Genomic DNA, 12,461 nt, shown 5'->3' with positions numbered 1-12,461 from the left:
ACCCATACCGCGGAGTCCATCGAGGGATTTCGCTGCGAGTTGCCTGCCTCACCGCGGCCGCGGAGTATGGGTCCCTGCGTTCGCAGGGACGACACCTGTACTTGCCTCGGGGACTGTGCCTGATCAACCTAAATCGCCAGACTATCCGGCCACTGCGGTCAACTTTGCCGCTGCGCCTCGTACACCTTCAGCTGGGTGTAGGATATGCGCAGCCGTGGCACCGGGACCTTGGCGGCATCGGCGCGGGCGACGAGATCGCCGATGACGTGATCGGCCTCGACCGGCAGGCCGGCGCGGAGATCGCGGAACATCGAGGCGGTCATCGGTGATCCCTCCGCCGTGAGCATGCCGGAGACACGCTGGAAGAAGGCGCCGGCCGGAGGGTAGCCGGCGGCCGCAGCGGTGGCGCTGCATTCGTCGAGCATGCCGAGCAGGAAATCCTTGCCGCCCGGCGCGGTCAGGATCACGCCGACCGGCCCGCGCATCAAGGTGGTCGACGCGGCGAGCGAGGACAGGAACACCCACTTCTCCCACATGTCCTGCATGATGTTCTCGCTGGCCGACGCATTGAAATTGCCGCGCTGGAAGATCTCGAAGATCGCGCGGACGCGCTCCGACGATCCGCCGTCGCGCTCGCCGAAGCTCAGCGACTGCATCGGCTGCAGCTGCACCACCTCGCGCTGTTCGTTCAATGTCGCGGCGATGGCGCAGAGCCCGCCGAGCACGCGCGCGCGCCCGAACCTGGCGTCGAGCACGTCGAGGTGCTTCATGCCGTTGAGCATCGGAATGATCGCGGTGTCAGGTCCCACCGCCGGTGCAAACGAGCCGATCGCGTCGTCGAGATCGAAGGCCTTGCAGCTCAGCAGCACGACGTCGAAGTGTTGCTTCAAACCGTCCGCCTGCACCGTCGGCGGATTGGGCAAGGTGACGTCACCGGTCGGACTGCGGATCACGAGGCCGGCACTGGCGAGCTCAGCCGCGCGCCGCGGGCGGACCAGGAATGTGACATCGGCTCCGGACTGCAGCAGCCGGCCGCCGAAATAGCCGCCGATGGCGCCGGCGCCGACGACGAGGATACGCATGGGGGTCTCTCCGTTAGCAAGGCTGCATCATGACGAAGCGCGTGGCGAATGACGAGTGGTGAATAGGGATGGCCACCATTCGCTACTCGCCACTCCCTATCGCCTCTACCACTTCTCGCCAAACGGCCGGATCTCCATTTCGAAGGTCCAGGCGCTCTTCGGCTGCTGGTAGAGCTGCCAATAGGCGCCGGCAACCGAGGACGGCGGCATCAGCAGGTCCGGATTGTCCAGCGCCTCCTGGCCCCAGAGCTGGGCGCGGCGCTCGCGCACCCAGGCGGTGTCGACGCCGGAATCGATGATCAGATGGGCGACGTGGATGTTCTGCGGCATCAGTTCGCGCGCCATCGCCTGCGCCACCGCGCGGAGGCCGAACTTGGCGGAGGCGAAGGCCGCGAAGCCGGCGCCGCCGCGCAGCGACGCGGTCGCGCCGGTGAAGAAGATCTTGCCGCCGCCGCGGGGCAGCATCAGCCGGGCGGCCTCGCGCCCGGTGACGAAGCCGGCCCAGCACGCCATCTCCCAGACCTTGCGGAACACGCGGTCCGTCGTCTCGAGGATCGGGAAGTTGACGTTGGCGCCGACATTGAAGATCACGACCTCCAGCGGCGCATGCTTGTCGGCGTCGTTGAGAAAGGCGGTGGTCTCGTCCTCCTTGCGGGCATCGAGCGAGCGCGCCACGATCCGCCCGCCGGCGCTCTCGACCTCCGCGACCAGCGGCGCGAGCTTGTCGCCATTGCGGCGGCCGGCGAACACCGTGAAGCCTTCGGACGCGAACTTCTTGACGATCTCGGCGCCGATGTAGTCGCCGGCCCCGACGACCGCGACGGTGGCGTTGCGCTGCTGCATGCTTGGTCTCCGTTCTCCCGAGCCGTCATTGCGAGGAGCGAAGCGACGAAGCCATCCAGTCCTTCGTCGTGGCTCTGGATTGCTTCGCTTCGCTCGCGACGACGGCGATTACCTGCCTAGGATGTAGTCCTCGACGTCGCGCAGTTGTTCCTTGCCGAAGAACATCTCGTTGCCGACGAAAAAGGTCGGCGAGCCGAACGCGCCGCGCTCGACCGCGCGCTGGGTGTTCTCCACGAGCTTCGCCTTGACCTCGGGCTCCTGGGCGCGGGCGAACAGCTTGGCCCCGTCGAGCCCGGAGGATGTGATCGCGGCGATCGCGATCTCGGGATCGTCCATCTTCTTCGGCTCGCGCCACATGTGGTGGAACGCCGCGTCGACATAGGCATCGAACACGCCCTCGAGCTGGGCGGCGATGGCCGCGCGCATCAAGTTCAGTGTATTCACCGGGAAGTACGGATTCCAGACCCAGGGCTGCACGTGGTAGCGCTTGAGGAAGCGCTGCGTCTCGACCTCGTGGAACTCTCGCTTGTTCTTGATGCCGGCGAGCGACTCGGCGGGCGACTTGTTGTTGGTCGCCTTGAAGATGCCGCCGAGCAGCACCGGGACATAGTAGAACTGGACGCCGATCCGCTTCACGATCGCCGGGATCGCCTCATGGCTCAGATAGGCGTTGGGACTGCCGAAGTCGAACATGAATTCTGGCGCAGGACGGCTCATGGGCGGTCTCCTCGGTTTTTCACATTGTGGTCCAGCGCAGCAGCTCCGTCCAGGGTTTTATGACGGTCATCATATTCCAGCGGCCGGAAGACGCCGGTGGTGCGTCAGATCATCCGGCGCACCGTCCGCTTGCGCCATACCAGGAGATAATAGCTCATCTGCAGCAGCATCATCGCGGCGAACGTGATGGGATAGGCGAGCCAGACGCCGTCGAGCCCGATGCTGCGGCTGAGCCAGGTGGCGGCGGGCACCTCGATCGCGGCGATCGCAAACGCCGAGATCGCCAGCGGCATCCACACCGTCCCGGAGGCGCGCATCGCCGACGAGAACGTGATGGACATGCCGAACAGCACGGAGCTCCACAGCACGATATGCAGCGAATGCTGCGCCACCTCGATGACGGCAGGGTCGGTGATGAAGAAACCCATCAGCACCCGTGAGAACAGATAGCCGATCGCGACCAGGCCGCCGGTCAGCACCACGTTCATCTCGATGCCCGTCCGCACGATGTCGCCGATCTGCTCGGCCTGCCCGCGGCCGATCGCCTGGGCGCCGAAGATCGAGACCGAGATCGCGATCGACAGCGCCGGAAACTGCACATAGCCCAGCACCTGGTTGACCGCGCCATAGGCCGCCGTCGCGTCCGAGCCGAAGCCGTTGACGAGGCCGATCAGCACCATCTCGGCCAAGGACATCACGATCATGCCGATCGCGGCGGGGATGCCGAGCCGCAGCACCGCCCGCAGCAGCTTCGGATCAGGCAGCATGCCCTGCAGGAAGGCCGCATCGATCGCCAGCGGATGCTTGCGCCGGCGCAGATGAACGTGGAGCCAGGCCAGCGTGGTCAGGGTCGAGATCGCCGACGCCCAGGCGGCGCTGGCGACGCCGAGGACGGGCGCGCCGAGCCAGCCGCGGATGAACACCGGGGTGAGCACCAGCCCGAGCGTCGTCGATGCGGCGAGCGAGGCCAGCGGCGTCACGGTGTCGCCGACGCCGCGCATCTGCGACGACAGCAGGATGTAGGCGAAGGTCAGCGGCATCGTGATCATCATGATGCGGGCATAGCCCGCGGCGGCATCGAGGATGTTGGCGGGCGTGGCGAGCGCGGTCAGCAATTCGCGGCTGAACAGGCCGCCGAGCACCGCGATCAGGCCGCCGAGCAGCAGCGCAATGGTCAGCGTCGTGCCGGCGACCTGCTTCACCTTGGCGGGCTCGCCGGCGCCCCAGGCCTGTCCGATCAGAACGCCGGCGCCCGAGCCGAGGCCCATGACGAAGGAGACGAAGAAGAACATCGCCGGGAAGAACACCGAGACCGCGGCGAGCGCATCGACGCCGATCATCTGGCCGAGATAGACATTGTTGATGGTGCCGAACAGCGATTGCAGCGTGTTGCTCAGCATCATCGGAACGACGAACATCAGGAACGGCTTGCGCAGCGAGGCGGTTGGCGGCGACACGGCATGGTTCTCCGTCGACCGCTCTTCATTCGGAGCACGGTCGCGTTGCGAGGAATTGGAATGAGAGCGGCCGCGAACGGCCGCTCCCGCTGGCTGTTGAAATCAGCCGATCTCAATCGGCCCTGTGGCGATTTGCGAGCGCCACCGCATGGTCGCGGATGTCGGCCGGCCAGTCCGCGATCAGCGCGGCGAAGCGGCCGAGATCGCCGGCGAACAGCGCCCGGGAGGCCTCCTCGAATTGCGGCAGGTTGCTACCGATCCCCGACATGAAGTGATAGGCCGCGTCGCGCGCCTCGCGGGCGCGGTCGGTGTCGCCGCTGACGCGGCGGGCCTCGTGGACCAGCTTGCGCAATGCCACCGAGGCGCCGCCCGGCTGCGCGTTCAGCCAGTCCCAGTGCTGCGGCAGCAAGGTGACCTCGCGGGCCACGACCCCGAGCTTCGGCCGGCCGCGGCCGCGCGGCCCGCTCGTCGGCTGGTCTGCGACCGCGCCGGCGTCGACCGGCAGGCGCGCCAGGATCTCCCGGTCGCTGCCGCGCAGATCGAGGTCGATCGGCTGCCCGGTGCGGTCGCTGAAGATCACGATCGGCTCGGTGTTCGGCGCGGCGTGTTTCAGCACCAGCGCCACCTTGGGCAGCGGCCCGGCGGCGACCCGGGTCTGGCCGGCAAACGCGGTGAAAGTGTCCATGGCTTGGTCCCTGTGATGCGCCTAATAAGACCCGGGTGAAATTAAAGTCAATATTACCCGGATAATTATTGTGCCGCCTGCAGCGCCGAGGACGCCTCGCCGAACCCGTCCTGTCCTGCTACGGAACGGCGCCCGCCACTCGATCCGTCCCTGGGAACCCCATGCTGACCGTTCACCACCTCAACAATTCCCGCTCGCAACGCGTGCTCTGGCTGCTCGAGGAGCTCGGCGTGCCCTACGAGATCATTCGCTACGAGCGCCAGCCGGACATGCGCGCGCCCAAGGAGCTGCGCGCCATCCATCCGCTCGGCAAGTCGCCCGTGATCACCGACGACGGCAACACGGTCGCGGAGTCCGGCGCGATCGTCGAATATCTGATCGAGACCTATGGCGAGGGACGGCTGATCCCGCCGCCGAAGACGCCGGAGCGGCTGCGCTATTCGTACTGGCTGCACTACGCCGAGGGCTCGGCGATGCCGCTGCTGCTGCTGAAGCTGCTGTTCAACATCATGCCGAAGCGCGCGCCGGCGCTGCTCCGTCCGATCGTGCGCAAGGTGTCGAACCAGGCCTTGAGCACGCTGGTCAATCCGCAATTGAAGCAGCACATGGCGTTCTGGGAAAGCGAGCTGCAGAAGAGCGAGTGGTTTGCGGGCGATTCGTTCACCGCGGCCGACATCCAAATGAGCTTCCCGCTGCAGGCGGCGGCATCGCGCGGCGGCCTGGAGCAGGGCCATCCGCGGGCGATGGATTTCCTCGCCCGCATCGAGGAACGGCCGGCCTACAAGATCGCGCTGGAGAAGGGCGGGCCCTACGAGGTCGGCCGCTGAGCGCTATTTGGCGGCCGTCGCCGGCGCCGCGGTCGCCGCAATCACCTCGCGCACGAGCCGGGCGACGCCTTTGATGTCGCCGTCTGGATCCACGGAATCGCCGAGCCGGACCACCACTATGCGCTGGCTCGGCATGATCACGAGCCGCTGGCCGAGCAGGCCGAAGGCGAAGAACGCGTCGGCCGGGATGCCGGCGCGCGCCCGTCCCAGCGCGTGAAAATGCTGGCTGCGGTTCGTCCACAGTCCCGCGCCATAGTCGGTGTCCAGCGTTGCGGTCGCCGACATCGCCACCCAGCCCTCGGGCAGGATGCGCTTGTCCCCGGCGACGCCGTCACCGAGATAGAGCAGCCCCAGCTTCGCCCAGTCGCGCGCGCTCGCCAGCATGTTGCCGTAACCTTGCAGCGTGCCGGTGCCGTCGAACTGCAGCGTCGCGCTGCGCATGCCGAGCGGATGGAACAGCTCGCGCCACGCGAGTTCGATCGCCTGCTCGGGACCGCCGGCGGCATCGCGGATGATGCGTGCCAGGATCTGGGTGCTCGCGCTCGAATAGGCCCAGCGCTGGCCGGGCGGCGCGATCAGCGGCGCATGCACCGCGAACGCCGCCATGTCGCGGTGGATGTCCATCTGGCTCGACGGGTCGAAGCCGGAATTGGTCTCGTCCAGCGCCAGGCCTGATGTCATGCGCATCAGCTGCTCGATGGTGATGTCGTGGCGCGGATCTCCGGCTTCGCGCCATTCCGCGACCGGCGCCGGGACCGACGGGCTCAGTCTGCCCTGCCGGGTGAGGATGCCCAGCAGCGCATTGGTGACCGTCTTGGTCATCGAGAAGCCCAGGAGCGGCGTATCGACGCCGACGTTTGGCGCATAGCGCTCCGCGATCAGGCGACCGTCCTTGACGACGACGACCGCCTTGGTGCGGCGGAACGGCGGGTTGGCCGGCTCCTCGAAGGCGTGATCGAGCGCTGCCTTCAGCGCGGGATCGCTGGGCTCCACCGCCGTGTTGTCCGCGAAGTCGGGCAACGCGGGAGCGGGCGCCGCGGCACGCAGCGCAGCGACGTCGGTGTGAGGCACGTAAGGCGGCTTCTGGCCCTGGAGCGTCACGCAACCGAGACCGTCATGATACGTGGCCCGGGTGGCGTGCAGGCCGAGCAGCGACGCCTCCACCATGCGCATGTCCGGCTCCACCCGGTAGCGCATCACGGCCCGCAGCCGGCGCAGACCGGGCCGTTCCATGGTCTCCGCAAACACCGTTTGCGGATCGAAGCCGGAGACGTAGGTCTTGGCGCAGATCATCTCGGCGACCGCGCTGGTCGCGACGCGCAGCGCCCGGTCAGGCCGATAGGTGAGCCACCCCGCCACCAGCAGGGCCGCAAACACCAGCAGACCGACCACGAATCTTCGCAAATGCACCAGAACGTCCGACACCGTCTCGCGGGCGAGCCTCGCTGCGCCCTTGTATGCTTCTAACGCGCCTCGGTCACCACGCCAACGGAGGGAAGCGGGTGCGGGGCCCCGCCGGGCGGCGGCAAATCGTCATCCGGGGCCGCGATGTCCGACATCGCCTGGGAACCGGCGCCTCAGCGCCCGGCTGCGGTGGCGCCCTTGCTGCGCGGATCCGGCGCGCCGACGAATCCATCCGACGTCACCAGGATGGAGTTGGCCGAAGTCCGTCCCATCGGCTCCTCGAGCTTGTGACCTCGGGCGCGCAGACCGGCGAGCACGTCCTCGGCAAAACCCTTCTCGATTCGGACCTCGTCGGGCATCCATTGGTGATGCAGGCGAGGCGCGGTGACGGCCTGGCGGACGTCCATCCGATAGTCGAGCACGTCGACGATCACCTGCAGCACGGTCGAGATGATGCGGCTGCCGCCCGGCGAGCCGGTGACGAGCACGGGCTTGCCGTCCTTCAGCACGATGGTCGGCGACATCGACGATAGCGGCCGCTTGCCGGGGCCGGGCAGATTGGCCTCGAAGCCGACCAGGCCGAAGGCATTCGAGGCGCCGGGCGCGGCGGTGAAATCGTCGAGCTCGTTGTTGAGCAGCACGCCGGTGCCCTCGGCGACGAGGCCGACGCCATAGGGGAAGTTCAGCGTGTAGGTGTTGCTGACGGCATTTCCGTCATTGTCGACGACCGAAAAATGCGTGGTGTTGCTGCCCTCCCGCAGCGGCGTGGTGTTGAGCACGTCGCCGGCACTGGTGGCGTGCGCGGGATCGATCCCGGCGCGCTGGCGCGCGGCATAGTCCTTCGACAGCATCGCGCGCACCGGCGCGTCGACGAAGGCGGGGTCGCCGAGATAGCGCGCGCGGTCGGCATAGGCGCGCTTCATCGCCTCGATCAGCAGATGCAGCGAGGCGGGCGAGCCCTGCTTCAGCTCAGCGAGCGGAAAGCCCTCGAGGATGTTCAGCATCTCGACCAGCACGGTGCCGCCCGAGGACGGCAGCGGCATCGACACGATGTCATAGCCGCGATAGGTGCCGCGCACCGGCGTGCGCAGCACCGGCTGGTAGGCCTTGAGATCGTCCGCTGTCATGATGCCGCCGGCATCCTGGATCGCCTTGGCGAGCTGGTCGGCGACCGGCCCTTCATAAAATCCGCGCGGGCCCTGCTCGGCAATGGCGGTGAGCGTCGCCGCCAGATCGCGCTGGATCAGCCGGTCTCCTTCCCTCAGCACCGTGCCATCGGGACGGATGAAGATCGCGGCCGATGATTTCCATTTTGCCAGCCGCGGCGCCATCATCGGCAGGGTGACGGCAACGTCGTCGGCGACGGGGATGCCGTCGCGCGCCAGCACGATCGCCGGATGCAGCACCTGCGCCAGCGTGAACTTGCCCGAGCCGTATTTCTCCAGCGCCAGCGCGAGACCTGCCACCGATCCGGGGACGCCGATCGACAGCGCCGAATCGCGCGACTTGACGTTGTCGGGCTTGCCATCGGCGCCGAGGAAGATGTCGCGCGTGATCGCGGCGGGACCGGTCTCGCGATAGTCGATCGCCACGTCCTCGTTGGTCCTGGCGATGTGGATGACCATGAAGCCGCCGCCGCCGATGTTGCCGGCAACGGGATAGGTCACGGCCATTGCAAAGCCGGTGGCAACGGCGGCATCGACCGCGTTGCCGCCCAGCGCAAGGATGCGCTGGCCGACTTCGGCCGCGATCCGCTCCTGCGCCACCACCATGCCATGTGCGGGCGGCTGCGCCGGCGCGGTGATACCGGGGGGCTGCGGGATATCGAAGGTTTGCGAATCCAGCGCCCGCGCGGGCAGGCAGCCGGCCAGCAACAGCATGAAACCCGCAAGGAGCCGTCGTCGATCAATCGTGAACGTGGTCATCGCAATTCTGCCGTTGCTGACATCCGCCTGGGATCGTCAGATGTTATAGGGCCGCGTCGCCGGCGTAAAACGCAACGCCGTGATCTTCGCGAGATGCGACGCGGTGATTGCAGAGGATTTTCGAATGACCGTCATCACGATCGAGACCTCTGGTCCTGCCGACGGCCGAATCTATCCCGGGCGCGCGGCCGTCGTCAGCTGGATCTTCTTCGATTGGGCGGCGCAGCCCTACTTCACGCTGATCACGACCTTCGTCTTCGCGCCCTATTTCGCGGCGCATGTCGCGCCGGACGCGGCGAGCGGCCAGGCGCTGTGGGGCTTTGCGACCGCCGCGGCCGGCATCGTCATCGCGCTGCTGTCACCGGTGTTCGGCGCCATCGCCGATGCCACCGGGCGCCGCAAGCCGTGGATCGCGGCGTTCGGCGCGATGCTGGTGATCGGCGCCTCGCTGATGTGGATCGGGCGTCCCGGCGCGCCCGAGCTGATCCCGCCGCTGCTCGCGGCCTATGTGATCGCCACCATCGGTGTCGAGTTCGCCACCGTGTTCAACAACGCGATGATGCCGACCCTGGTGCCGCCGGAACGCATCGGCCGGCTGTCCGGCACCGGATGGGCCACCGGCTATGTCGGCGGCATCCTCTCGCTCGTCATCGTGCTCGGCTTTCTCGCCGCCAATCCCGACAGCGGCCGCACGCTGTTTGGATTCAAGCCGCTGTTCGGGCTCGATCCCGTGAGCCATGAAGGCGACCGCATCTCCGGTCCGCTCACCGGGCTCTGGTTCATCGTGTTCGTATTGCCGATGTTCCTGTTCACACCGGACTTTCCGGCGCGGCACCGGCTGGGCGCGGCCGTGGGCGAGGGGCTTGGTCAACTGAAGCAGACGCTGCGCAGCCTGCCGCAGCAGCGCGACGTCGCGCTCTTTCTCCTCGCCAACATGATCTACACCGATGGGCTGGTGTCGCTGTTCGCTTTCGGCGGCATCTATGCCGCCGGCACGTTCGGCTGGAACACGATCCAGATCGGCACCTTCGGCATCATCCTCGCCGCCGCCGGCACGTTTGGCGGCTGGCTCGGCGGCAAGCTGGATGACTTTCTCGGGCCGAAGCGTGTGATCGCCGGCAGCATGACGCTGCTGCTGCTCGCGATCATCGCGATTCTCATGGTGAGCCGTGATTCGGTTCTGTTCATTTCGGTTACGCCGGCCGTGCCGGGCGGCCCGCTGTTCGCCTCGCTGCCGGAGCGCGCCTATCTCTTGCTCGGCTGCGTCATCGGCGCCTGCGGCGCGCCGCTGCAGGCGGCCTCGCGCTCGCTGCTGATCCGCATGGTGCCGAAGGAGCGCGTGGCGCAGTATTTCGGCCTGTTCGCGCTCACCGGCAAGGTGACGTCGTTCATCGGCCCGCTGCTGATAGGCATCATCACCGCGGCCACCGCGAGCCAGAAGGCGGGCATGGCCGTGCTGGTGCTGTTCTTTGCGGTGGGGCTAGTGTTGCTGGCGCGGGTGAATGCAGGTGGTCGTGCGGGGCAGGGCGCCTGAAACTTGCTCCGCCGTCATTCCGGGGCGCCCGCAGGGCGAGCCCGGAATCCATACTCACGATCGTGGTTATGGATTCCGGGCCTGCGCCTTGCGGCGCATCCCGGAATGACGGCGGAGATTGTGGGCGCAATCAGTGCCGGAAGTGCCGCACGCCGGTCAGCACCATGGCGATGCCGTGCTCGTCGGCCGCCTTGATGACCTCGTCGTCCTTCACGGAGCCGCCGGGCTGAATGACCGCGGTGGCGCCGGCCTCGATGCAGGCGAGCATGCCGTCGGCGAACGGAAAGAACGCGTCGGAGGCGACCACCGATCCCTTGGTCAGCGGCTCGGCGAGCTTGAGCGCGCTGGCCGCATCCAGCGCCTTGCGCGCGGCGATGCGCGCCGAATCGACCCGGCTCATCTGTCCCGCGCCGATGCCGACTGTCGCCGACTCCTTGGCGTAGACGATGGTGTTCGACTTGACATGCTTGGCGACGCGGAAGGCGAAGCGCAGGTCGCGCAGCTCGGCTTCGGTGGGGGCGCGCTTGGTCACCACCTTCAGCTCCATGTCATCGACGACAGCATTGTCGCGGCTCTGCACCAGCAGGCCGCCGGCCACGGTCTTGGCGGTGAGGCCGGCTTCGCGCGGATCGGGCAGGGCGCCGGCGAGCAGCAGCCGCAGCTTCTTGCGCGCTGCGATCACCGCGATCGCCTCCTCGGTCGCGTCGGGCGCGATGATCACCTCGGTGAAGATGCCGGTGATCGCGTGCGCCGTGGCGGCATCGAGCTTGCGGTTCATCGCGATGATCCCGCCGAACGCCGAGGTCGAGTCACAGGCCAGCGCCTTCTGGTAGGCGGTGACGAGATCGGGCCCTTCGGCGACACCGCAGGGATTGGCGTGCTTGACGATGACACAGGCGGCGGTGCGCGCCGGGTCGAACTCGGCGATGCACTCATAGGCCGCGTCGGTGTCGTTGATGTTGTTGTAGGACAGCTCCTTGCCTTGCAGCTGGCGCGCGGTGGCGACGCCGGGACGGCGGCCGGGCAGCGCGTAGAACGCGGCGTGCTGGTGCGGGTTCTCGCCATAGCGCAGCGACTGGATCAGCTTGCCACCGAAGGCGCGGTAATCGGGCGCGTCGTTCTGGATGGTGGCGGCGAACCAGTTGGAGATCGCGGCATCATAGGCGGCGGTGCGCGCATAGGCCTTGGCGGCAAGCCGGCGGCGCAGCAGCAGCGTGGTCGAACCCTCATGCCGCGCCAGGTCGTCCAGCACGGCGTGATAGTCGTTGACGTCGACGACGACGGCGACGTCCTCGTGGTTCTTCGACGCCGCGCGGATCATCGCCGGGCCGCCGATGTCGATGTTCTCGATGCAGTCGTTGAACGGGGCGCCGCGTTCGACCGTGGCCTCGAACGGGTAGAGATTGACGACGAGCAGATCGATCGGCGCGATGCCATGGGTCTTCATCGCCTCGGCATGCTCATCATTGCCGCGGATCGCGAGCAGTCCGCCATGCACCTTCGGATGCAGCGTCTTGACGCGGCCGTCCATCATCTCGGGAAAGCCGGTGAGGTCGGAGACGTCCTTCACCTTGAGGCCGGCATCGGCAATCGCCTTGGCGGTGCCGCCGGTCGAGACCAGCTCGATGCCGCGCGCGGCGAGCGAGCGGGCGAAGTCGACCAGGCCGGTCTTGTCGGATACGGAAAGCAGGGCACGGTGAACGCGACGAAGCTGATTGGTCATGGGCAGAGTCCTTGTGCAGGAGTTCAAAATGCCCAGGCGCACGGCGTCAAATCCCGCGCTCCCCGATGGTGCTCCATCCAAAGTCGCCAGTCGCGCGAGAGCGGGCCTCATATCAGCTTTTGCCGCCCGCGACAACGGGTGGGCGATCGAACGATCACCTTGGCCGCACGTCTCACGATGAGCCGCCCGAACGTCGGCCGCGTTCCGAGGGCCCGCCGAAGGCGGACGTCTCGACGGACGGTGATGTGAGATGATCTGAGAAGC

At 67.4% G+C, this 12,461-nt stretch carries 10 protein-coding genes and 1 riboswitch; of the genes, 2 read left to right on the top strand and 8 right to left on the bottom strand.

From position 1 onward, the window contains the following. Positions 1-158 precede the first annotated feature (158 nt). From panE to ACQR13_RS01670, 5 genes are all read right to left on the bottom strand, one after another. Positions 159-1,082 carry a 2-dehydropantoate 2-reductase gene (gene panE, locus ACQR13_RS01690; protein ID WP_316187937.1) on the bottom strand — a complete coding sequence of 308 codons (924 nt, stop codon included), beginning with the start codon at positions 1,080-1,082 and terminating at the stop codon, positions 159-161. 105 nt (positions 1,083-1,187) lie between these two features. Then, the gene (locus ACQR13_RS01685; protein WP_316173096.1) at positions 1,188-1,925 is read right to left on the bottom strand and encodes an SDR family NAD(P)-dependent oxidoreductase; all 738 of its coding nucleotides are present in this window, start codon (positions 1,923-1,925) and stop codon (positions 1,188-1,190) included. Between the two features lie 108 nt (positions 1,926-2,033). Further along, positions 2,034-2,642 carry a 2-hydroxychromene-2-carboxylate isomerase gene (locus tag ACQR13_RS01680; RefSeq protein ID WP_434862526.1) on the bottom strand — a complete coding sequence of 203 codons (609 nt, stop codon included), beginning with the start codon at positions 2,640-2,642 and terminating at the stop codon, positions 2,034-2,036. Positions 2,643-2,746: 104 nt separating this feature from the next. Beyond that, positions 2,747-4,060, bottom strand: coding sequence for an MATE family efflux transporter (locus tag ACQR13_RS01675; RefSeq protein ID WP_315716177.1), 1,314 nt, complete (start codon positions 4,058-4,060; stop codon positions 2,747-2,749). A gap of 151 nt (positions 4,061-4,211) precedes the next feature. Beyond that, positions 4,212-4,784 carry a DUF2239 family protein gene (locus ACQR13_RS01670; RefSeq protein WP_316187935.1) on the bottom strand — a complete coding sequence of 191 codons (573 nt, stop codon included), beginning with the start codon at positions 4,782-4,784 and terminating at the stop codon, positions 4,212-4,214. A 161-nt stretch (positions 4,785-4,945) separates the two neighbouring features. On the opposite strand from ACQR13_RS01670, the gene ACQR13_RS01665 reads away from it, so the two are divergent. Then, on the top strand, positions 4,946-5,611 hold the full coding sequence (locus ACQR13_RS01665) for a glutathione S-transferase family protein (protein WP_316187934.1): 666 nt from the start codon (positions 4,946-4,948) through the stop codon (positions 5,609-5,611). Between the two features lie 3 nt (positions 5,612-5,614). On the opposite strand, the gene ACQR13_RS01660 is transcribed toward ACQR13_RS01665, so the two are convergent. Together ACQR13_RS01660 and ggt are read right to left on the bottom strand one after the other, a co-directional pair. Beyond that, complete coding sequence (locus tag ACQR13_RS01660; RefSeq protein ID WP_434862525.1) at positions 5,615-7,021, bottom strand: serine hydrolase domain-containing protein; 1,407 nt, start codon at positions 7,019-7,021, stop codon at positions 5,615-5,617. A 167-nt stretch (positions 7,022-7,188) separates the two neighbouring features. Beyond that, entirely contained in the window at positions 7,189-8,940 is a 1,752-nt protein-coding gene (gene ggt / locus ACQR13_RS01655; protein WP_410052127.1) for a gamma-glutamyltransferase, read from the bottom strand. 124 nt (positions 8,941-9,064) lie between these two features. On the opposite strand from ggt, the gene ACQR13_RS01650 reads away from it, so the two are divergent. Continuing rightward, positions 9,065-10,474, top strand: a complete 1,410-nt coding sequence (locus ACQR13_RS01650; protein ID WP_315825746.1) for an MFS transporter — start codon at positions 9,065-9,067, stop codon at positions 10,472-10,474. 130 nt (positions 10,475-10,604) lie between these two features. Here ACQR13_RS01650 and purH read toward each other — a convergent pair whose 3' ends face one another. Next, complete coding sequence (purH, locus tag ACQR13_RS01645) at positions 10,605-12,197, bottom strand: bifunctional phosphoribosylaminoimidazolecarboxamide formyltransferase/IMP cyclohydrolase (RefSeq protein WP_315825747.1); 1,593 nt, start codon at positions 12,195-12,197, stop codon at positions 10,605-10,607. Positions 12,198-12,220: 23 nt separating this feature from the next. Then, positions 12,221-12,301, bottom strand: a riboswitch (ZMP/ZTP riboswitch). Positions 12,302-12,461: the final 160 nt, after the last annotated feature.

This window comes from Bradyrhizobium sp. HKCCYLRH3059 (genome assembly GCF_051168035.1).
Taxonomy (GTDB): Bacteria; Pseudomonadota; Alphaproteobacteria; order Rhizobiales; family Xanthobacteraceae; genus Bradyrhizobium.
Note: the sequence above shows the minus strand (reverse complement) of the source record. Positions and strands in the feature narration are given on the sequence as shown.